Here is a 20,755-nt window from a genome sequence, read left to right on the forward strand (position 1 = left end):
CAAGTGGACCTGCACTTCGGCGACAGCAAGCCGACGGACGACGAACGGGCCGCCGTGGACGCCCTGTTGGGCCCTCCGGAGTCATCCTGGGAGGGCGCGGACCGCTCCGACGCCGACCTGAGGTGGGCGCGCGGCGGCCGCGAGGCCCGGGACCGCCGCGACCTGCTGCTGCCGGGGCTGCACGCGATCAACGACCGGATCGGCTGGATCAGCGAGGGCGCCCTCGACTACCTGTGCCGACGACTGACCGTGCCGCCGGCGGAGGCATACGGCGTCGCCACCTTCTACGCCATGTTCTCGGTCAAACCGCGCCCCGCCACCGTGCTCCACGTCTGCACGGACCTCGCGTGCGCGGCGGCGGGCGCGTCCGAGCTGTGCGCCGGGGTCGAGGCGCGGCTCGGGCTCGGCAGTGGCGTGCAGGTCGAGCGCAGTCCCTGCCTCGGCCTGTGCGAGCGGGCTCCGGCGGCGCTCGCGATCAAGGCGGGCGATCCGGTGCGTACGGCGGTGTCGGCGCCGGCGACCGTGCACGACGCCGTCCTCGCCGCGAGCGCGCCGGACTCGGCGGCGGCGGAACCGACGGCCGTACCGCAGGCAGGGCAGGAAGGGCTGATCCTCCTCGGGCGCGTCGGCGTGGTGGACCCGTCGAGTCTCGACGACTACCGGGCGGGCGGCGGCTACACCGCGCTGCGCCGGGCCTTCGAGCTCGGTCCCGCCGGAGTCATCCGCGAGGTCACCGACTCCGGCCTGGTCGGGCGCGGCGGCGCCGCCTTCCCCACCGGCCGCAAATGGCAGGCCACGGCGTCCCAGCCCGACCACCCCCACTACCTGGTGTGCAACGCCGACGAGTCCGAACCCGGCACCTTCAAGGACCGCGTGATCATGGAAGGCGACCCGTACGCGCTGGTCGAGGCGATGACCATCGCGGCGTACGCGACCGGTGCGCACAAGGGGTACATCTACCTGCGCGGCGAGTACCCGAGGGCGCTGAGGCGTGTCCAGCACGCCATCGACCAGGCACGCGCGCGTGGCTTCCTCGGCGAGGACGTCCTCGGCCATGGCTACGCCTTCGACCTCGAGATCCGGCGCGGCGCGGGCGCCTACATCTGCGGCGAGGAGACGGCCCTGTTCAACTCCATCGAGGGGTATCGGGGCGAGCCGCGCTCGAAGCCGCCCTTCCCGGTGGAGAAGGGCCTGTTCGGCAAGCCGACGGTCGAGAACAACGTCGAGACACTCGTCAACGTGCTGCCGATCCTGACCATGGGAGCCCCGGCGTACGCGGCGATCGGGACGGAGAGGTCGACGGGGCCGAAACTGTTCTGCGTGTCGGGCAGTGTGGAGCGGCCCGGGATCTACGAGCTCCCCTTCGGTGCCACGCTGGGGGATCTGCTCACCGAAGCCGGCGTACGCGACCGCCTGCGGGCGGTGCTGCTCGGCGGCGCGGCGGGTGGCTTCGTACGACCGGACGAACTGAACATCCCGCTCACCTTCGAAGGCACACGGGAGGCGGGCACCACGCTCGGCTCGGGGGTCGTGATGGCCTTCGACGACACCGTGCCGCTTCCCCGGCTGCTGCTGCGGATCGCCGAGTTCTTCCGGGACGAGTCGTGCGGGCAGTGCGTGCCGTGCCGGGTCGGGACCGTACGGCAGGAGGAGGCGCTGCACCGGATCGCGGAGCGCACGGGTGCGGCGGCCGCCGGCGACATCGCCCTGCTCAGGGAGGTCGGCCGCGCGATGCGGGACGCCTCGATCTGCGGTCTGGGGCAGACCGCGTGGAACGCCGTGGAATCCGCCATCGACCGTCTGGGGGCGTACGAATGACCGTGACACCGCTGGGGATCCCGCGCCGGCTGCTGGAGTTCACGATCGACGGGGAGGCGGTCCGGGCGCCCGAGGGCTCGACGATCCTCGACGCCTGCCGGGCCGCCGGGAAGGACGTACCGACCCTCTGCCAGGGCGACACCCTGCGGCCGAAGAACGCCTGCCGGGTCTGCGTGGTCGAGGTCGAGGGCTCCCGGACCCTCGTCCCGGCCTGCTCCCGCAAGGCCGAGCCCGGCATGGAGGTGCGGACCGACACCGAGCGGGCCCGGCACAGCCGCAAGATCGTCCTGGAACTGCTCGCCTCCTCGGTCGACTTGTCGACGACTCCACAAGTCGCTGAATGGATCAAGGAGTACGAGGCGAAACCGGACCGCTTCGGCCCGGACGCGGCCCGCCTCAACGAGGAACCCAAGGTCGACAACGATCTGTATGTGCGCGACTACGACAAGTGCATCCTCTGCTACAAGTGCGTGGACGCGTGCGGCGACCAGTGGCAGAACACCTTCGCGATCTCGGTCTCCGGCCGCGGATTCGACGCGCGGATCGCCGTAGAGCACGACGCTCCGCTGACCGACTCCGCGTGCGTGTACTGCGGCAACTGCATCGAGGTGTGCCCGACGGGGGCGCTGTCGTTCAAGTCGGAGTTCGACATGCGGGCGGCGGGTACCTGGGACGAGACCGAGCAGACCGAGACGACCACCGTGTGCGCCTACTGCGGAGTGGGCTGCAACCTCACTCTCCACGTGCAGGACAATGAGATCGTGAAGGTCACCTCCCCGCACGACAACCCGGTGACCCACGGCAACCTCTGCATCAAGGGCCGCTTCGGCTACCAGCACGTACAGAACCGGGACTGAGGCACACATGGGACGAGTCACGGAACGACGCAAGGTGATCCGCATCCGGGACGGGGCGGTCTCCACCCGCCCGGACACCCTCGTCGCCGAGGAACCGCTGGAGATCCGGCTGAACGGCAAACCGCTCGCGATCACCATGCGCACCCCGGGCGACGACTTCGCGCTGGCCGCGGGCTTCCTGGTCAGCGAGGGCGTGCTGGCCCAGCAGGCCGACCTGCAGAACATCGTCTACTGCGCGGGCGCCACCGTCGACGGCTCCAACACGTACAACGTGGTGGACGTGAAGACCACGCCGGGTGTCGTGATGCCCGACATCACGCTCGAGCGGAACGTCTACACGACCTCGTCCTGCGGACTGTGCGGCAAGGCGAGCCTGGACGCGGTGCGTACGACGGCCCGCTGGCCGATAGCCGACACTCCCCCGGTCCGTGTCGAACCCGAACTCCTCGCGAGCCTCCCCGACCGGCTCCGCGCGGCCCAGCGGGTCTTCGACCGGACCGGGGGTCTGCACGCGGCGGCCCTGTTCACCGAAGACGGCGAGCTCCTCGACATACGGGAGGACGTGGGCCGCCACAACGCCGTGGACAAGCTGGTCGGCCGCGCCCTGCAGAACGGCGACCTGCCGCTGTCCCGCACCATCCTCCTGGTCTCGGGCCGGGCCTCCTTCGAGCTCGCCCAGAAGGCCGTGATGGCCGGCATCCCGGTCCTGGCGGCGGTCTCGGCCCCCTCCTCCCTGGCGGTGGACCTGGCCGCGGAGACCGGCCTGACCCTCGTGGGCTTCCTGCGGGGCGCCTCCATGAACGTGTACGCGGGCGAAGACCGCATCGCTCTACGGACCGCGGCCGCCCAGAGCTGACCGGCTCCCCGCGACACGGCGGCGGGGCCCCGACCGGCGGGGAGCGCCCCCTGCGCCATCGGGGTCCCGCCTCTATTGGCTTCGTTCGCCTGCGGGGGCGCTTCAGTCGGTGTCGAGAGCCCGATCGTGCTCAGCGCTTCGCGCCTCCGCGCGTTCGGTCTCTCGACACCGCCGCGCCCCTTACGGCTCTCTTCGCGGCCGGTGTCCGCGGCGCGGTGACCGTTGGAGGGCACTCGCCGTTTCGGCATAGGCGGCGATCAAGGGTGTGCGGCGGTCCGCCTCCCAGGCCAGGTACACCTGGTCCGGTTCTGCGTCCGGTACGGGCACGTAGGTGATGTCCGGGCGGGAGTACTGCTCGGCGATGGACGTCGGCACCAGCGTGATCCCCGAGCCCGCCGCCACCCGCTCGAACTTCTCCTCGACCGTGCGGATCGGCACGTCGTCGGGCCCCGGGTCCGAATAGCGCAGCCAGGTCTCGCCGTCCAGGTCGGAGAGGGCCAGCTCCTGTTTGCCGGCGAGCCGGTGGTCCGCCGGGAGCATCGCCACCCGCGTCTCCGTGAACAGCGGCAGCAGCTCGAGTCCGCGCTCGTCGATCGGCCTGCGGACATAGGCGAGGTCGACGGTCCCGTCGAGGATCAGCCGCTCCTGGTCGTCCCACTCGACACGGCTGGCCTGCACGTCGACGTCGGGGTGGGCCGCGCCGAAGGCACGCAGGGCGGGGGTGACGACGACGCCCGCCCGGAAGCCGACGACGAAGCGGCGCGGGCCGCGCGCCGCCCGGTGCACCCGGCGACGGGCCGCGTCGGCGGCGGCGAGCAACTGCTGTGCGTCGTCCAGGAATTGGCGTCCGGCCGCGGTCAACGTCACGCCGTGGCTGTCCCGTACGAACAGCTCGGCGCCCAAGTCCTTCTCCAGCGCGCGGATCTGACGGCTCAGCACCGGCTGCGCGATGTGCAGCCGCTCGGCCGCGCGCCCGAAGTGCAGCAGCTCGGCCACCGCCACGAAGTAGCGCACTTTCCGCAGGTCGAGGTCCATGGCCGCCCCTTCCGTCGGCGATGCCTTCAGGGTATCGCCACCGCCGAAAGAGGTCTTGGACGGCGGATCGGGGGCGACCGCAGGCTGGATGACGCCGGACAACCCCACAGACGAATCAGGAGAACGGCATGAGTCTGCAAGGACAGCGCATCGTCGTCATCGGCGGCACCGCGGGCATCGGGCTGGCGGTCGCGCAGGCCGCCGCCGAGGAGGGCGCCGAGGTCGTGATCGCCTCGCGTCGGCAGGAGAGCGTCGACGCCGCGCTGAAGCGGCTGCCGGACGGCGGCGCCGAGGGGCACGTCCTGGACGCGACCGACGAGGAGGCCGTACGCGGCTTCTTCGGGCGGATCGGCGGCTTCGACCACCTCGTCTACACGGCCGGCGAGTCCATCCTGATGGAGAGCCTCGCCGAGTCGGAGCTGGGCCGGGCCCGGCGCTTCCTGGACACACGGCTGTGGGGCGCGTACACGGCCGTCAAACACGGTGCCGCCTCGATCCGCCCCGGGGGCTCCGTCGTCCTGACGACCGGCACCGCGGCCCGCCGCCCGATGCCGGGCACGACCGTCGCGGCGAGCCTGTGCGGGGCGATGGAGTCGCTCACCCGCGCCCTGGCCCTGGAGCTCGCCCCGGTCCGCGTCAACGTGGTCTCGCCGGGCGTGGTCCGCACCGAACTGTGGCGGGATCTGACCGAGGCGGAGCGCGAGGGCCTGTACGCGTCCGCCGCCGGATCGCTCCCGGTCGGCCGGGTGGGCGAGCCGTCCGACGTCGCCGAGGCGTACCTGTACCTGATGCGCGGCGGCTACAGCACCGGCTCGGTCGTCACCGTGGACGGCGGGCGGGACGCTGGTCTGAGACTCAGGCCGCGAACCGCACGTCCGCCGCCGTCACCACCGTCCCCAGCCGCGGGAAGTCCAGCCGGACCGAGGCCTCGTGCTCGGCGGCCGTGAACGCGGCCATGGCGTCCTCGACGAAGACCAGGTCGTAGCCGAGGTCGCCGGCTGCCCGGGCGGTGGACTCGACGCCGAGGTTGGTGGCGATGCCGCCGAACACGAGGGTGTGGACGCCGCGTTCGCGCAACTGCCCGTCCAGGCCCGTGCCCTGGAAGCCGCCGATCGTCCGCTTCACGATCTCGATGTCGCCGTCCCGGGCCAGGCCTGCCACCAGCCCGCTGCCGGGCGGCTGTTCGGCGACGCCGGGGCGTTCGACCCGGATGAGGACGACGGTCGCACCGGCCGAGCGGAATGCGGTGATCAACTCCTCGGCGGCGGACAGGACTTCGGTCCCTTTGCGGGGCTCCAGAGGCAGCGCGACGATGCGGTCCATCAGATCGACGAGGACGAGGGCGCTGCGCGCGGCATCGAGGGCGAGGGGTGCGGTCATGACGGAACGTTATCCGCCGGCAGCCCTCCGTATCAGCCTTCCGTGCCGGAAATCCGGATCAACAGGCCCATGAACCGGTCGCGTTCGGCCGCCGAGAGCGGAGCGAGCAGCTCCTCGTTCGCCGTGCGCGCCGCCTTCTCGCAGCGTTTCAGCAGCCGCGCGCCCCCCTCGGTGAGCGACACCGCGTTCTTGCGCCGGTCCTTCGGATCCGGTTCGCGCACGACATGACCTGCGGCCTGCAGGTCATTGAGGACACCGACCAGGTCCTTGGGGTCGAGCTGCACGCTGCGGCCCAGGTCGGCCTGGGCGACCGGCGCGAGATCGCGTACGGCGGAGAGCACCACGTGGTGCCACATCTTCAGCCCCTCCGCGGCCAACGCCTCGGCCACCAGCGCGCGGCCGCGGGCGGCGGCCCGGCCGAGCAGCCAGCTGGGGAGGGAGCGGATCGCGGCGAGGGGGGCTTCGGGCATGCGAACAGCCTACCGACAGATCGTTGGACTTCCCAATGAATGATGGCTATCGTTGGGGCTCCCAACGAATTCGCTGGGAGCCCCAACGATGCCTGGAGGTGCTATGCGCCGCATCCGCTACGAACGCCCCGGCGGCCCCCTGTTCCTGGAGGAGACCCCGGTCCCGGAACCCGGCCCCGGTGAACTCCTCGTCCGCTGCGAGGCCGTCGGTGTCACGCTCCCCGTCGTCCGCAAGGTCACCGAGGCCGCCGAACCCGTCCCGCTGGGCGGCGAGCTCGCCGGGGAAGTGGTGGCCGTCGGCGAGGGCGTCACCCGCCACGGCGCGGGCGACCGCGTGACCGGCCTGTGCTTCGGGCACGGTTACGCCGACTTCGCCCTCCTGCACGAGGCCATGGCCTCTCCCGTCCCGGACACCGCGACCGCCGTCGACGCGGTCGCCCTCGTCCGCAGCGGGCTGGTCGCCCTCGGCGCCCTCGATGCGGCGCGCCCCGAGCCCGGCGAGGCGGCACTGGTCACGGCCGCCGCGAGCGGGGTCGGCCATCTGGCCGTGCAGTTGGCGAGGGTGCGGGGCGGCGCCGCCCGGGTGGTGGGCGCCGTGTCCGATCCCGGAAAGGCCGATTTCGTACGCTCCCTCGGCGCCGACCACGTGATCGCCTACCACGACGAGAGCTGGGGCGAGCCCGTCGACTACGTGCTCGACGCGGTGGGCGGCGAGCTCCTCACCCCGGCGATCGCCGCGCTCGCGCCCGGCGGCCGGCTGGTGGCGTACAGCTCGGGCGGCGGGACGATCCAGGCCTACGACCTGCTCGTGGGCGCCAGGTCGGTGATCGGGTTCCAGATGGCGCGGACCGCCCGAGGGAAGCCGGAGTTGTACGAGCGGTGGCGGCGGGAGCTGTGGCGGCTGTTCGAGGAGGGGGCGCTGAGGACTGTCGTGCACGGGGAGTTCGCGTTGGAGGACGCGGGGAAGGCGCACGGGGTGATCGAGGCGCGGGACAATCTGGGCAAGGTGGTACTGCGGCCGTGAAATCTGCATCTATGCGTCAGCCCTGACGCTCCGTCACCACCCGTCCGGCGTAGTCCTCCGTGGCGGCACACCCCACCGGCAAGTGGCTCGTTACTTTGGCTGAGTTCAACGGGTCGCGTCGTGTGCGACCCGTCGTCCAAGTAGGAGGCAGTCACTTGGATGCCGGCACCACCCTGCTCTGCCGGGTACCGGACCCGACCTGCGCATCAGGTCGCCACGTCGACCCATCGGGTCTCCCGGGCGATCGACAGCACTTCGGCCGGGCTCGTGTGGAACCACTCCGTGCCCACGGCCGACTCAACCCGCCTGCCTCGGCCATCCAGGACCGAATGCAGGTACCGCTCGAGATCGCGATAGTGATCGGTTCGAATGAGCAACGCGCATACCGGCTTCTCGGGCACGTACCCCTGTTCTGCGACGCGACGGGCCGCGCTGTACGCGCTCGTGCCCACCTTGCACTCCCAGTGCGCCGACTTGGTCGACCGGGCACGGTCGCGGTACGCCGGGAGGTACCACACGTAGACACTGCCGCTCCCCTGACCCACGGCTGCGTCGAAGCCCTCCGCCGGGGGGCCGAGGACGGCCTCCTGCGACGGCTCCGAGCCGGGCGCCGTGCTCGCCCGCATGTAGTAGCTCTGACGCGGGTTGACCAGCACTCCGGTGCTCTTGCCCGCCCGCAGAGCCTTCTTCACCGCCCCCAGCAGGTGCCCGGCGTCCTGGAACGTGCCACCTTGCTCCGCGTGGAGCCTCTCCAACAAACCGACGATCTCGCCACGCGTCAGTGGTTGGTCGCCGGCGTGCTGGAGCATCAGGTTCAAGCAGGCGGCAGGGCTGAGGGGCATACCTCGGTACGGGTATGCAGGGTCAAGTACTGGCATGCACGGGAAGCCATTTGGCCCGAAGGGAGAAAGTGGGCCGAACGGCAAATTTGTTCCCCGAAAGGGCGACCCCGGCCCCGCCTGCCCCGACGGCTACACGCTCCAGGTCCCGGCCGACGACCCGGACGCGCTGCTCTGCCGCAAAGCAGGTGCGGCGTCGGCGCCAAGTCCCGGACCGGCGGCCATGCTTCCCGTCCTTCCGGTCCTGCGCCGCCGGGAACCCGGCGAGTAGGCGCACGGTTCTTGTGAGGCCCCGGAGACCGCAACTAGCCTCTGTGACACGGACGTTGGACGTGGGATGTCCAGATGTCCAGACCTCTGAAGGGCAGGTTCGCACCATGCCGTCACGTCTTCGCGCACGTCTGAGATCAACGCTCACCGCCGTGTTCACCACGGCCGCACTGCTCGCGCTGCCGAGTCCCGCGCACGCCCAATCGGCCACGCCCACCGGCGGGTTCGAGCAGCAGGTCCTGTTCAAGGCCGCGCAGGATCCCGGCTACGCCTGCTTCCGCATCCCGGCGATCGTGCGGACCACGGACGGCACGCTGCTGGCGTTCGCCGAGGGCCGGGTCCTCAACTGCGGGGACGCCGCCGACATAGACATCGTGCTCAAGCGGTCCACGGACGGCGGCCGCACCTGGGGCCCGCTCCAGGTCGTCAACGAGGGCGGCGGCGACACGCACGGCAACCCGGCGCCGATCGTGGACCGCCAGACGGGCCGCATCCTGCTGGCCGAGACGTACAACACGGGCCGTGCGGACGGCTCGAGTTGCTCGGTGCCGTGCGATCGCACGCCGCATCTGCAGTACAGCGACGACGACGGGGTGACGTGGTCCGCGCCGCGCGATCTGAGCGGGGAGATCCTGCCGGCCGACTGGAACTCCTGGTACGCCACCGGTCCCGTGCACGGCATCCAGCTGACCCGCGGCAGGCATGCCGGGCGGCTGGTCTTCGGCGTCAACACCGAGACCTGGGACGGGAGCCGGGTCACCGCCAACCACGCGGCGCTGATCGTGAGCGACGACGGCGGCGACCACTGGCGGATCGGTGCCACGGACTCCTGGCCGATCGGGGTCGACGGCACCTTCCGGCAGAAGCCGTCGGAGCTGACGCTCACCGAGCGCACCGACGGCTCGGTCCTGGTCAGCGGCCGTGAGCAGGACGGTACGGACCTCGGTCATCGCACGCAGGCGGTCAGCCGCGACGGTGGCAGCAGCTTCGTCGGCCCGTTCCGCGACCTGCCCGACCTCTACACGCCCCAGGTGCAGGGTTCGATGCTGCGCCTGGGCGACCGCATCCTGCTGGCCTGCCCGGGCGATCCGGACCGCCGCCGGACCATGATGATCCGCTCCTCCTACGACGGCGGGCGCACCTGGGACAGCGTGGACCGCGGCACGGTGGTGACCGCGGACTGGTCGGGCTACTCCGACATGGCGCGGATCGACCACGACACCGTGGGGCTGATGTACGAGGGGGGTGCCGTCGACGCGCGCGACGAGATCCGCTTCGCCCGGTTCACCGAGGACTGGCTGCAGCCGCGCCGCGGCCCGGACCCGACCACCGTCGACCGGGCGCCGTACGCAAGGCCCGCGGCCGTGCTCGGCGGGGCGAAGGAGACGGACGGCGTGGACGGCGGGGCGCTGGAGTTCGACGGCGCCGACGATGCCGTACGTCTGCCGTATCGGGGTGAACTGCCGCTCGGGACGAAGGACTTCACGGCGTCGCTGTGGTTCAGGTACTCGGCCACGACCGGCGAGCAGCCGTTGTTGTGGATGGGCGGGATCGGCACCAGTCAGCCGCAGGTGTGGCTGCGCGGCGAGCCCGCGAGCAACCGCGTCCAGGGGTTGATCACGGTGCGCAACGGTGCGGCGGCCCCGCAGTCGGCGTCCGTGCGTACGAGTGGCGCGTCCAACGACGGGCAGTGGCATCACCTCGCCCTGCGGCGTGGCGGCGGGCGGCTGACGCTGTTCATCGACGGTACGCAGCTGAGCACGGCCGACGTGCCGGGTTCGGTCAGCCGCAACTCGCCCTTCGGTGTGCACGTCGGGCAGCGCATGGACGGCCGGGCGTTCTTCACCGGGGCGATCGACGACGTGCATGTGTGGGACCGCGCGTTGAGCGACGAGGAGATCACCGCGGGTGACGCATCGGCGAAGGACACCGTCCTGTGGCTGCCCATGGACCAGGTGAGCGGCAGCCACTAACGTCCCGTGGGTGCCCGCCGACACACGAGCACGACAGCGGACGGGAACCGGCATCGGCCTGCTGCTGACGCTGGTTCTCGGGGCCGTGCTGCTCACCGCCCTCCCGGACGACGGCGAACGGGAGGGCGGCGGCTGTGCACCGCGCACGGTGGCCGGGTGGACGAAGGACGACCGTCTCACCGGTGAGTTCGCCCGCTACGGCGACGACGCGACCCGTACCGACGACTGGACCGGCGGCGACGGCACCCACTCGGTGCGGCTGCCGGACGGCCGGGTGCTGTGGCTGTTCTCGGACACCTATCTCGGCCAGGTGCACGGCCCGCCCAACCCGGTCGACGAGTCGGCCGCCTGGCGGGACACGACGGCCCCGCTGGTGCGGAACTCGGCCGTGGTGATGCGCGGCGGCCGACTGGAGAGCACCCTGCCGGCCCCGCTCTTCGCCGACCCGGCCCCGAACCAGTGGCGCTGGCCGGTCGCGGCCCGCGTCGAGCCCCGCTCCCCGGGTTCGTCCGAGAAGGTCGTACGGGTGCTGCTGTGGGTGCGGACGACCGGGCAGTCGCCGTGGATCTACGGGGTGCCGACCGCCACCGAGGTGGCCACGCTCTCCCTGCCCGATCTGAAGGTCGAGTCGGTGGTGAAGGTCCTCGACCAGAGCCTGGTGTCCGATCCGTCCCAGCGGGTGCTGTTCGGTACGACGCTGGTCGAGAAGGACGGCTGGACGTATGTGTACGGCGGCGACGACGGGCAGGCCGCGTCCCGGCCGGCCTCGTCGGCGTATGTGGCCCGCGTGCCGGAGGGGCGGCTCGGGGAGCCGGCCGCCTGGCGGTACTGGAACGGGTCGCGGTGGGGCGCCGCACCGAAACCGGTGCGCGGGGCGAAGGTGGGCAGCGCGTTCTCGGTGGCGCGGGTGGACGGGACGTATGTGCTGTTCACGATGGCCGCGGGGGCGGAGGGGCTGACCACCGTGACCTCGTACTGGGCCTGCTCCCCCACCGGGCCGTGGCACGGGCCGACGCGGCACTTCAGCCCGGCGCTGCCGAGCGCGGGCGTCGCCGCGTACAACCCGCAGGTGCATCCCGAGCTGAGCGGCGACGGGCGGCTGGTGCTGAGCTACGACGTCAACTGGCTGGAGACGACGGGGGCTTCGGCGAGCATCAACGCGGACGTGACCCTGTACCGACCGCGGTTCGTGACGGTGCGGCTGGCGCGGACGCGGTGACCTCGGCGGCCTCCTCGGCTTCCTGGCGCGGGTCGTGCGAGCGGCGCTTGGCGATCACCGCGCACACCATCAGCTGCATCTGGTGGAAGAGCATCAGCGGCAGCACGGCGAGCGAGGCATGCGCGCCGAACAGGACGCTCGCCATGGGCAGTCCGGAGGCGAGGGACTTCTTGGAGCCCGCGAACTGGATGGCGATGCGGTCCTCGCGGTTGAAGCGCAGCGCCTTGCCGCCGTACCAGGTCAGGGTCAGCATCACCGCGAGCAGTACGGCCTCGACGACCAGCAGGCCGCCGAGCCGGATCGGGCTCACCTGGTGCCAGATGCCCTGGACCATGCCCTCGCTGAACGCGGTGTAGACGACGAGCAGGATCGAGCCGCGGTCGACCAGGCCGAGGACCTTCTTGTGCCGGGCGACGAAGCCGCCGATCCAGCGGCGCAGCAGCTGCCCGGCGAGGAACGGCACCAGCAGCTGCAGCACGATCTGGACGAGCGAGTCGGCCGAGAACCCGCCGGCGCTGCTGCCCAGCACGGCGGCGGCGAGCAGTGGCGTGATGACGATGCCGACGAGCGAGGAGAAGGAGCCCGCGCAGATCGCGGCGGGCACATTGCCGCGGGCGATCGAGGTGAAGGCTATCGACGACTGGATGGTCGACGGGACGAGCGTGAGGAAGAGCAGCCCCTGGTAGAGCGGGTGCGTGAGGAAGACCGGGACGAGGCCGCGGGCGGCCAGGCCCAGCAGCGGGAAGATCACGAACGTACAGGCCAGGACCGTGACATGGAGCCGCCAGTGCTTGAGCCCGTCCAGCGCCTCACGGGTGGAGAGCCGGGCGCCGTACAGGAAGAAGAGGAAGGCGATCGCGGCCGTGGAAGCACCCGAGGCCACGTCGGCCGCCGCCCCGCGCGCCGGGAAGAGCGCCGCGAGGCCGACCGTCCCGAGCAGCAGCAGGATGTACGGGTCGATCGGCATCCAACTCGGCCATTGCAGGCGTTTCACGGTGCTCCACTTGCTGATTGCTGTCGGCGATTCCAGGGTCGGTCCGGGCCCGGAGGGCCCCCGTTCATCGTCCTCTTCCGACGCCCGATCGGGAATCCGTCATACCGCTCTGACTGCCATCGCGCTATGCGATAACCGGCTACCGTTGTCCGTATGTACGACCCCTCTCACCTGCGTACGTTCCTGGCGGTCGCCCAGACGCTGAGTTTCACGCAGGCCGCGCGGCGGCTCGGGCTGCGGCAGTCGACGGTCAGCCAGCATGTGCGGCGGCTGGAGGACGCCACCGGCCGGCAGCTCTTCTCCCGCGACACCCACTCCGTGGAGCTGACGGAGGACGGCGAGGCGATGCTCGGGTTCGCGCGCCGCATCCTGGAGGTGCACGAGCAGGCGTCGGCGTTCTTCACGGGCACCCGGCTACGCGGCCGGCTGCGGTTCGGCGCCTCGGAGGACTTCGTGCTGACCCGGCTGCCGGAGATCCTGGAGGGCTTCCGCTACGACCATCCCGAGGTCGACCTGGAGCTGACGGTCGAACTGTCGGGCACGCTGCACGAACAGCTGGCGGCCGGGAAGCTGGACCTGGTGCTGGCCAAGCGGCGCCCCGAGGACCCGCGCGGCGAGCTGGTCTGGCACGACGAGCTGGTGTGGATCGGCGCGGAACGGCTGCGCCTGGACGCCGACCGCCCGGTACCGCTGATCGTGTTCCCGCCGCCCGGCATCACCCGGGCCCTGGCCTTCGAGTCCCTGGAACGACAGGGCCGGTCCTGGCGCATCGCCTGCACCAGCGGCAGCCTCAGCGCGCTGATCGCGGCGGCCCGCGCGGGCCTCGGCGTGATGGCGCACTCCCGCGGCCTCGTCCCACCGGGCCTGGTCCGCGTCCCCGACCGCTTCGGCCTGCCCGAACTGGGCCGCGTCGACTTCGTCCTGGTCCACGGCCACCGCCGCACCTCGTCCCAGAGCGCGGCGGACGCCCTGGCAGCCACGATCCTGGCGGGCGGGGACCGGCTGCAGCGCAGGCGCAGTGGTTAGGGCCTGTCCGGTGGATCAGCTCGGCGTCGCGGGGTCTGGCACGCACTCCCCCACTGCCTCAAAGGCGTGGGGGGACCCCCAGCGGCGTTGTCGTCGGCCTCCCCACTCTCGGCTTCGCTCGAGCGGGAGGGGCCCCCATCGCTCCGCGTCGACTCCCTCCTCCGCCTTGCAACTGCCCGCCCCAGACCCCGCTCGGGCTCGGCCGTCAGGCGCCGTTTCCTGCAGTCGGCCTGATCCAACGGACAGGCCCTAGCGGGGCCTCGGCCGGTACGTCAGCTGTTTGACGTTGCGCAGGTACGGCGTCGCCTCGACGTGTTGGACGCCCTCCAGGTGGCCGAGGGGGCCGCTGAGGTAGTCGTACAGGTCGGAGGTGCTCCTGACGACGGCCGTCGCCGTGACGTTGGTGGGGCCCGCGGTCGCGGAGACATGGACGACGGAGGCGTGGGCGGCGAGCGCCTCGCCCACGGAGTGGAGTGCTGCGGGGGCGACGGTGAGCCAGAGGGCCGCCATCAAGGGGTAGCCGACGGTCTCGGGGTGGTATTCGCAGTCGATGTAGATCGCCCCGGAGGCGATCAGAGTGGCCAGGCGTCGTTTGACGGCGGACTCCGAGCGGCCGGTGGCGCGCTGGAGTTCGGGGTAGGTGGCGCGGCCGTCGCGTTCGAGGACGGCGAGCAGCGGCTCGTCCTCCGGGTCGATGCGGGCGGGGCCCGGGTCGGGCACGGGGTCGGGGGTGAGGGCCTCGATCTGGTCCGGGGCGAGCGCCGAGAACTTCTGTAGCCAGCCCTGCGGGCCGCCGAAGAAGCGGTGCAGCTTCTGGTACGCGCGGATCTCCAGCAGCCGCGGGGTGCGCGGGAGCTTGCCCAGCAGCAGGTCGTCGCGGTCGCCGGCGTTGCGCGGCCGGGTGCCGAGCACGATCTCGGTGCCGCCGGAGGCCAGCCCGATCCAGCTGGTGTCGGGCCGCTTGGCGAGCGCCTCCGCGATGGTCTCGGCGCTGTCGGGGACGCAGCGCAGCCGCAGCGTCCAGTGGTCCAGGTCGAGTGCGTCGCTGTCCAGGACCGCGACGACGCGCAGGCCGCCCTCGGCGCACAGCCGCCGGTAGCGGCGGGCGACGGTCTGGTCGGAGACGCCGAGCACGGCGCCGATCCGGCTGAAGGAGGCCCGGCCGTTGACCTCCAGCGCACTCAGCAGTTGCAGGTCGAGCTTGTCGAAGACATCGGATTCCATCTCCATCCCGGCCACTCCCGTCGGATTCCGTCGCAAGATGCCTGACTTCCGTTGCGATCTGACGCTCGCCGTCCATCGTACGGAGAGATACGCATCCGACGTACACAAAGCACAGGAGTTGAGGACATGCGTACATGGGGGCCGCTCACGGCCGTGTGCCTGAGCACGTTCATGTTGCTGCTGGACGTGACCATCGCGGTGGTCGCGCTGCCGGACATGGCGGGGTCGCTGCACGCGTCGCTGAGCGATCTGCAGTGGGTGATGGACGGATACGCGCTGGCGCTGGCCGCGCTGCTGCTGGGCACGGGCGCCGCGGCCGACATCCTCGGGCGGCGGCGGGTGCACGTGGTGGGTGTCGTGGTGTTCGCGACGGCCTCGCTGCTGTGCGGGCTGGCGAGCGGGCCGGGGATGCTGGTCGCCGCGCGCTGCCTGCAGGGTCTCGGCGGGGCGGCGATGCTCGCGACCACGCTCCCGCTGCTGGGCTCCGTCTACCAGGGCGAACGGCGTTCGGTGGCGCTCGGTGTGTGGGGCGCGGTCAGCGGTGCGGCGGCCGCGGTGGGGCCGGTGCTCGGCGGGGTGCTGACGGACGGCCGGGGCTGGCGCTGGATCTTCTACGTCAACCTGCCGGTGAGCGTGGCCGCGGTGTGGCTGACGCTGAAGGTCGTGCCGGAGTCGCACGGCTCGCACGACGTGGGGGTCCCCCCGCGCGAGCGAAGCCGAGCGTGGGGGAGCATCGACTGGGCCGGCACGGTGACGTTCGCGGTCTTCGCCGGCGGCCTGACGTACGGGGCGGTGCGGGCCGGGGAGCGCGGCTGGGGCGGGACGGGCACCCTCGTCGTCTTCGCGGCGGCCGCCGTGGCGCTGGTGTGCTTCGTCGCCGTGGAGCGGCGCGGCACCGATCCGCTGCTGGATCCGCGGCTGTTCCTCGATCCCCGCTTCTCCGTCGTGATGCTGGGCGCGCTCGCCTTCAACGCGGGGGCCTTCGGCCTCATGGCGTACGACTCGATATGGATGCAGTCGCTGCTCGGGCTGAGCCCGGTGCGCGGCGGTGCGGTGTTCCTGTGGATGTCGCTGTCGGCGTTCGTGGTGGCGGCGGTCGGCGGGCGGCTGTTGCACGGGGTGCCGCCCCGGATCACCGTCGGCGGCGGGCTGCTGCTGGTCGGCTCGGGGCAGTTCTGCATGGCGGTGCTGGACACCGGGTCGACGGCGTCCGTGCTGGCGCCGGGGCTGGTGCTGGTCGGTGTCGGCACGGGGCTGGTCTCACCCGGCATCGCCGGTGCGGCGCTGGCCGCCGTACCGCCGGAGCGGGCCGGGATGGCGGGCGGCGCGGTCAACACCTTCCGGCAGCTCGGCCTGGCGCTCGGTATCGCCGTATACGGCACCGTGCTGACCTCGCGGATGCAGGACACGCTGCCGCACGACGCGGCCCACGCCCTGGCGGGCGGCGCTGCCGGGGCGCTGCGCGGCGCCTTCTCCGACCATGCGCTGCGGGCCGCGTTCGCCTCGGGGCTCAACACGGCGGCGGTGGTGGCGGGCCTGACCGCGACGGCCGCGGGAGCGCTGGTGGTCGCCCTGGTCAGGCCGGTGCGCGCGACCGGGACGGGAGTAACGGAATCCTCCGCTCCGGCGCTGACAGAGGAGGCGACGGCGCCTCGCGGATGAGGTCGCCGACGGGGTTGGGGGGCCGGATCCAGGTCGTACAGATTCGGTGGAGATTACGGGACCGAAACTTACTCAACCGTCAGTTTTCTGTCCGACCCTTCCGGATGTGAGGGCATTTTCCGGCCGTGACCAGCGCGTACCTGAGCACTGCTCGGATTCGGCCCCCCTCCCGCCCTGTCCCCCGGTGGGGTAGCTTTCACGCCCTGTGCGGAGTAGCACTCAAATCGGGCGCTGAGGAGCGGGGAGCGGGGTTTGCGCGAGTTCACCAACCCTCCGTTGACGTTGTCACCGCCGGTGGGCGGTCTGGCCGACGTCGTCTTCGAGCGTGCCCACGACGATCCGCTGCACATCGCTCTCGGCCGCAAGGACGAGTTCGGGCAGTGGCGTGATGTGACGGCGGCCGAGTTCCGGGACGAGGTGCTGGCCCTCGCCAAGGGGCTGCTCGCCCGGGGCATCCGGTTCGGCGACCGGGTCGCGATCATGTCCCGCACCCGCTACGAATGGACGCTCTTCGACTACGCGCTGTGGACGATCGGCGCCCAGGTGGTGCCGATCTACCCCACCTCCTCGGCCGAGCAGTGCTTCTGGATGCTCTACGACGCCGAGTGTTCCGCCGCGATCGTGGAGCACGAGGACCACGCGATGACGATCGCCACCGTCATCGACCGGCTGCCGCAGCTGCACCAGCTGTGGCAGCTGGACTCGAACGCCGTGCAGGAGCTGTACGACGCGGGCGCGCACATCGACGACGAGGTGGTGCACCGGCACCGGCAGGCGGTCACGCCCGACTCGACGGCGACGATCATCTACACCTCGGGCACCACGGGCCGCCCGAAGGGCTGCGTCATCACGCACGGCAGCTTCATGTGGGAAGCGGACACGGTCGTCGAGAAGTTCGAGCCGGTGTTCCACTCCAAGAAGGGCGACGAGGCGGCGACGCTGCTCTTCCTGCCGCTCGCGCACGTCTTCGGGCGGATGGTGGAGGTGGCGGCGATCAGCAATGGGGTCCGATTCGGTCACCAGCCCCAGCTCAACGCGGCCGCGTTGCTGCCCGATCTGCAGGCGTTCAAGCCGACGTTCATCCTCGCGGTGCCGTACATCTTCGAGAAGGTCTTCAACGCCTCGCGCCGCAAGGCCGAGAAGGACGGCAAGGCAGGGCCGTTCGAGAAGGCCGTCGAGATCGCAGTGAAGTACGCGGACGCCGTCGAGGCGAAGGCCTGGGGCATCGGACCTGGCCCGTCGGCCGGGCTGCGTGTGCAGCACCAGCTGTTCGACAAGCTCGTCTACTCCAAGGTGCGGGCCGCGATGGGCGGCCGTATCCGCAACGCCATGTCGGGCGGCTCGGCGATGGACCGCCGGCTCGGCCTGTTCTTCGCGGGCGCGGGCGTGCAGATCTACGAGGGTTACGGCCTGACCGAGTCGACGGCGGCCGCGACCGCCAACCCGCCCGAGCGCACCCGCTACGGCACCGTCGGCCAGCCGATCCCGGGCGTCACCGTGCACATCGCGGACGACAGCGAGATCTGGCTGCACGGCCCGAACATCTTCCAGGGCTACCTCAACAACCAGAAGGCCACCGACGAGACCCTGCACGACGGCTGGCTCGCCACCGGCGACCTCGGTGCCCTGGACGAGGACGGCTATCTCACCATCACGGGCCGCAAGAAGGAGATCCTCGTGACCTCCGGCGGCAAGAGCGTCTCCCCCGGGCTGCTGGAGGAGCGGGTACGCGACCATCCGCTGGTCAACCAGTGCATCGTGGTCGGAAACGACCGCCCGTACATCGCCGCCCTGGTCACCCTCGACCAGGAGGCCGTCGAGCACTGGCTGACCATGCGCGGCAAACCGCAGATGTCCCCGGCCCAGTTGGTGCGCGACGCCGACCTGGAGACGGAGGTGCGGCGTGCGGTGGTCGCCGCCAACACCCTCGTCTCGCAGGCCGAGTCGATTCGCACGTTCCGGATACTGGCCCAGCCGTTCACCGAGGAACACGGCCTGCTGACCCCGTCGTTGAAGCTGAAGCGCAAGGCGATCGAGAACGCCTACGCCAACGAGGTCGAGGCCCTCTACCGCGCCTAGCTGATGTTGATTCGGAAGAGCTTGTCCGAACCGTCGGGCTGGTTCCCGTTGTTGTCGCAGTTCGTGGTCGACAGCCACAGCTGGTCGGCGCCCGGCACCTTCGTCACGGTCCTCAGGCGTCCGTAGGTCCCGACGTAGTACGCGGTCGGTGTGCCGACGCTCTCGTTGTCTCCGTTGATCGGGATCCGCCACAGCCGCTCGCCGCGCAGGGACGCCATGTAGACGACGTTGCGGACGATGGCGATGCCGCTGGGCGAGGCCTCGGAGACGTTCCAGGTGGCCTTCGGGTTGGTCATCCCGGCAGTGCTGCAGGACCCCTCGCAGATCGGCCAGCCGTAGTTGGCGCCCGGCTTGATGAGGTTCAGTTCGTCCTTGGAGCTGTTGCCGAACTCCGCTTCCCACAGGCGGCCGTTGCGGTCGAAGGCGAGGCCCTGCGGGTTGCGGTGGCCGAGGCTGTAGACGTAGTTGCCGAACGGGTTGCCGGGGGCCGGTTTCCCGTCCGTCGTCATGCGCAGGACCTTGCCGTTGAGGGAGTTCTTGTCCTGCGCGAGGTCGGGTGTCTGGGCCTCGCCGGTGGAGACGTAGAGGTAGCCGTCGGGGCCGAAGGCGAGGCGGCCGCCGTTGTGGTAGCGGTTCTTCTTGATGCCCTGGAGCAGGATCTTGTAGTCGCTGAGCGTGGTGCCGTCGTAGGTCATGCGGACCACGCGGTTGCCCTCGGACGCGGTGTGCATGAAGTAGACGTAGTGGTTGGTCTCCCACTTGGGGTCGACGGCGACGCCGAGGAGACCGCCCTCGCCGTTGGTGGTCACGGCGTTGGGCACAGTGCCGACCTGGGTCCTCGCCCCTGCCTTGGTGACCTTCCAGACCCGGAAGTCGTCCCGCTCGGTGACCAGCGCACTCTGCCCGTCGGGCATCCAGTACGTGCCCCAGGGGATCGTCCAGCCCGAGGAGAGCGTGGAGATCGAGGACGGGACGCCGCCGTCGGTGGCGCAGGCCTTGGTGGTGAAGGTGACCGTGTTGCTCTCCGGGGAGACATTGCCGGCCGCGTCGCGGGCGACCACGTTCAGGGAGTACGGGCTGTTGCAGGCGAGCCCGGTGAGCGTGGTCGAGGTGCCGCTCGTGACGGACTTGTAGACGGTGGTGTCGCTGCGCACGTCGTACGCGGCGACCGCCCGGTCGTCCGTCGAGGCACCCCAGGTCAACTCGGCGCTGTTGGCGGTGACGTTGGCGGCGGAGAGGCTGCCCGGCTTCGTCGGCGGGGTGGTGTCGGAGCTGGGCTTGGTGGTGCAGTCGACGACCGGGCTGGCCGAGGAGGTGTTGCCGGCCGCGTCGCGGGCGATGACGGTGAGGTTGTAAGTGGTGTTGGGCGTGAGGCCGGTGAGCGCCTTGCTGGTAGAACTGCCGGGCGCCTCACCGATCTTGTTGCCGTGCTCGTAGAGGTCGTACGCCGTCACGCCGACGTTGTCGGTCGAGGCGCCCCAGGCCAGGGTGAGGCCGTCCTCGCCGATGTCGGAGCAGCTGGGCTGTCCGGGGCGGGTGGGGGCCTGGGTGTCGGCCGCCGTGCCGACGCTGATGCGGTCGAGGTTGGGGCCGCCGTTGGCGGTGGTCGCGGTGGCGCGGATCTTGTTGCTGCCCGCGGTCAGCGCGACGTTGACGGCCTTGGTGGCCCAGGTGTTCCAGTCGGCGGTGGCCGGGAAGGAGACGCCGGAGGCGACCACCGTGCCGCCGACGGAGATGTCCATCGGGCGGTCGGTGGCGGTGCCGTTGGCGTACCGCAGGGTGACCGAGGCGGTGCCCGCGGAGGCCGCGCTCACCGTGAACTCCACAGAGGAGCCCTTGACGTTGGTGTAGTCGACGAAGCCGGTGCCCGTGTAGCCGGTGTGGTTGGTGGCCACCGCGCCCTGCGTGATGGACGCGTCCTCGGCCTGGTAGTCGGTGGCCGCCTGCGCGGTGCCCTGGCTCAGGCCGGCGAGGGGCAGCGCGAGGGCCACGGTGAGGCCGTACGGCAGAACTCTCTTGAGATTCATGG

17 protein-coding genes are annotated in these 20,755 nt (G+C 71.2%); 10 read left to right on the forward strand and 7 right to left on the reverse strand.

What is annotated here, in order from left to right; genetic code table 11:
• Positions 1-3: 3 nt before the first annotated feature.
• Genes ABZ880_RS35515 through fdhD form a run of 3 tightly spaced genes read left to right on the forward strand, consistent with a single transcriptional unit; the run spans position 4 to position 3,531 of the window.
• Entirely contained in the window at positions 4-1,818 is a 1,815-nt protein-coding gene (locus tag ABZ880_RS35515; RefSeq protein ID WP_361271743.1) for an NAD(P)H-dependent oxidoreductase subunit E, read from the forward strand.
• On the forward strand, positions 1,815-2,675 hold the full coding sequence (locus ABZ880_RS35520; protein WP_361271630.1) for a 2Fe-2S iron-sulfur cluster-binding protein: 861 nt from the start codon (positions 1,815-1,817) through the stop codon (positions 2,673-2,675). The genes ABZ880_RS35515 and ABZ880_RS35520 overlap by 4 nt, the downstream gene beginning before the upstream one ends.
• A 7-nt stretch (positions 2,676-2,682) precedes the next feature.
• Complete coding sequence (gene fdhD / locus ABZ880_RS35525; protein ID WP_361271633.1) at positions 2,683-3,531, forward strand: formate dehydrogenase accessory sulfurtransferase FdhD; 849 nt, start codon at positions 2,683-2,685, stop codon at positions 3,529-3,531.
• Positions 3,532-3,711: 180 nt separating this feature from the next.
• On the opposite strand, the gene ABZ880_RS35530 is transcribed toward fdhD, so the two are convergent.
• Entirely contained in the window at positions 3,712-4,566 is an 855-nt protein-coding gene (locus ABZ880_RS35530) for a LysR substrate-binding domain-containing protein (RefSeq protein WP_361271636.1), read from the reverse strand.
• Between the two features lie 128 nt (positions 4,567-4,694).
• Here ABZ880_RS35530 and ABZ880_RS35535 point away from each other — a divergent pair, with 128 nt between their 5' ends.
• A complete protein-coding gene (locus ABZ880_RS35535) occupies positions 4,695-5,513 on the forward strand; it encodes an SDR family oxidoreductase (RefSeq protein ID WP_361271638.1) in 819 nt (272 codons plus the stop codon).
• Here the strand turns inward: ABZ880_RS35535 and ABZ880_RS35540 are convergent.
• Complete coding sequence (locus ABZ880_RS35540) at positions 5,422-5,946, reverse strand: isochorismatase family protein (protein ID WP_361271641.1); 525 nt, start codon at positions 5,944-5,946, stop codon at positions 5,422-5,424. The genes ABZ880_RS35535 and ABZ880_RS35540 overlap by 92 nt on opposite strands.
• A 32-nt stretch (positions 5,947-5,978) precedes the next feature.
• Entirely contained in the window at positions 5,979-6,416 is a 438-nt protein-coding gene (locus ABZ880_RS35545) for a MarR family transcriptional regulator (RefSeq protein WP_361271644.1), read from the reverse strand.
• 103 nt (positions 6,417-6,519) lie between these two features.
• On the opposite strand from ABZ880_RS35545, the gene ABZ880_RS35550 reads away from it, so the two are divergent.
• Entirely contained in the window at positions 6,520-7,440 is a 921-nt protein-coding gene (locus ABZ880_RS35550; RefSeq protein WP_361271646.1) for a zinc-binding dehydrogenase, read from the forward strand.
• A 206-nt stretch (positions 7,441-7,646) separates the two neighbouring features.
• Here ABZ880_RS35550 and ABZ880_RS35555 read toward each other — a convergent pair whose 3' ends face one another.
• On the reverse strand, positions 7,647-8,249 hold the full coding sequence (locus ABZ880_RS35555; protein WP_361271649.1) for a GIY-YIG nuclease family protein: 603 nt from the start codon (positions 8,247-8,249) through the stop codon (positions 7,647-7,649).
• Positions 8,250-8,656: 407 nt separating this feature from the next.
• On the opposite strand from ABZ880_RS35555, the gene ABZ880_RS35560 reads away from it, so the two are divergent.
• Positions 8,657-10,522: a sialidase family protein gene (locus tag ABZ880_RS35560; RefSeq protein ID WP_361271652.1), complete on the forward strand. Its 1,866-nt coding sequence runs from the start codon at positions 8,657-8,659 to the stop codon at positions 10,520-10,522.
• A 10-nt stretch (positions 10,523-10,532) separates the two neighbouring features.
• Entirely contained in the window at positions 10,533-11,741 is a 1,209-nt protein-coding gene (locus ABZ880_RS35565; RefSeq protein WP_361271655.1) for a DUF4185 domain-containing protein, read from the forward strand.
• Here ABZ880_RS35565 and ABZ880_RS35570 read toward each other — a convergent pair.
• Positions 11,677-12,708, reverse strand: coding sequence for a bile acid:sodium symporter family protein (locus tag ABZ880_RS35570; protein ID WP_361271746.1), 1,032 nt, complete (start codon positions 12,706-12,708; stop codon positions 11,677-11,679). The genes ABZ880_RS35565 and ABZ880_RS35570 overlap by 65 nt on opposite strands.
• Positions 12,709-12,888: 180 nt before the next feature.
• On the opposite strand from ABZ880_RS35570, the gene ABZ880_RS35575 reads away from it, so the two are divergent.
• The gene (locus ABZ880_RS35575; RefSeq protein ID WP_361271658.1) at positions 12,889-13,761 is read left to right on the forward strand and encodes a LysR substrate-binding domain-containing protein; all 873 of its coding nucleotides are present in this window, start codon (positions 12,889-12,891) and stop codon (positions 13,759-13,761) included.
• A 249-nt stretch (positions 13,762-14,010) separates the two neighbouring features.
• Here ABZ880_RS35575 and ABZ880_RS35580 read toward each other — a convergent pair whose 3' ends face one another.
• Entirely contained in the window at positions 14,011-14,991 is a 981-nt protein-coding gene (locus tag ABZ880_RS35580) for an Lrp/AsnC family transcriptional regulator (protein WP_361271661.1), read from the reverse strand.
• A 120-nt stretch (positions 14,992-15,111) separates the two neighbouring features.
• On the opposite strand from ABZ880_RS35580, the gene ABZ880_RS35585 reads away from it, so the two are divergent.
• The gene (locus tag ABZ880_RS35585; protein WP_361271663.1) at positions 15,112-16,647 is read left to right on the forward strand and encodes an MFS transporter; all 1,536 of its coding nucleotides are present in this window, start codon (positions 15,112-15,114) and stop codon (positions 16,645-16,647) included.
• Positions 16,648-16,899: 252 nt separating this feature from the next.
• Positions 16,900-18,726, forward strand: coding sequence for an AMP-binding protein (locus ABZ880_RS35590; protein ID WP_361271666.1), 1,827 nt, complete (start codon positions 16,900-16,902; stop codon positions 18,724-18,726).
• Here ABZ880_RS35590 and ABZ880_RS35595 read toward each other — a convergent pair.
• Positions 18,723-20,753, reverse strand: coding sequence for a PQQ-dependent sugar dehydrogenase (locus ABZ880_RS35595; protein ID WP_361271668.1), 2,031 nt, complete (start codon positions 20,751-20,753; stop codon positions 18,723-18,725). The genes ABZ880_RS35590 and ABZ880_RS35595 overlap by 4 nt on opposite strands.
• Positions 20,754-20,755 lie beyond the last annotated feature (2 nt).

The organism is Streptomyces sp. NPDC047043, from assembly GCF_040644055.1.
Taxonomy (GTDB): Bacteria; Actinomycetota; Actinomycetes; order Streptomycetales; family Streptomycetaceae; genus Streptomyces.

Bases quoted from the DNA above. Each gene is read 5' to 3' on its own strand.
- ABZ880_RS35520 (WP_361271630.1), top strand. From the start codon at position 1,815: ATGACCGTGACACCGCTGGGGATCCCGCGCCGGCTGCTGGAGTTCACG.
- fdhD (WP_361271633.1), top strand. From the start codon at position 2,683: ATGGGACGAGTCACGGAACGACGCAAGGTGATCCGCATCCGGGACGGG.
- ABZ880_RS35530 (WP_361271636.1), bottom strand. From the start codon at position 4,566: ATGGACCTCGACCTGCGGAAAGTGCGCTACTTCGTGGCGGTGGCCGAG.
- ABZ880_RS35535 (WP_361271638.1), top strand. From the start codon at position 4,695: ATGAGTCTGCAAGGACAGCGCATCGTCGTCATCGGCGGCACCGCGGGC.
- ABZ880_RS35540 (WP_361271641.1), bottom strand. From the start codon at position 5,946: ATGACCGCACCCCTCGCCCTCGATGCCGCGCGCAGCGCCCTCGTCCTC.
- ABZ880_RS35545 (WP_361271644.1), bottom strand. From the start codon at position 6,416: ATGCCCGAAGCCCCCCTCGCCGCGATCCGCTCCCTCCCCAGCTGGCTG.
- ABZ880_RS35550 (WP_361271646.1), top strand. From the start codon at position 6,520: ATGCGCCGCATCCGCTACGAACGCCCCGGCGGCCCCCTGTTCCTGGAG.
- ABZ880_RS35555 (WP_361271649.1), bottom strand. From the start codon at position 8,249: ATGCTCCAGCACGCCGGCGACCAACCACTGACGCGTGGCGAGATCGTC.
- ABZ880_RS35560 (WP_361271652.1), top strand. From the start codon at position 8,657: ATGCCGTCACGTCTTCGCGCACGTCTGAGATCAACGCTCACCGCCGTG.
- ABZ880_RS35570 (WP_361271746.1), bottom strand. From the start codon at position 12,708: ATGCCGATCGACCCGTACATCCTGCTGCTGCTCGGGACGGTCGGCCTC.
- ABZ880_RS35575 (WP_361271658.1), top strand. From the start codon at position 12,889: ATGTACGACCCCTCTCACCTGCGTACGTTCCTGGCGGTCGCCCAGACG.
- ABZ880_RS35580 (WP_361271661.1), bottom strand. From the start codon at position 14,991: ATGGAGATGGAATCCGATGTCTTCGACAAGCTCGACCTGCAACTGCTG.
- ABZ880_RS35585 (WP_361271663.1), top strand. From the start codon at position 15,112: ATGCGTACATGGGGGCCGCTCACGGCCGTGTGCCTGAGCACGTTCATG.
- ABZ880_RS35595 (WP_361271668.1), bottom strand. From the start codon at position 20,753: ATGAATCTCAAGAGAGTTCTGCCGTACGGCCTCACCGTGGCCCTCGCG.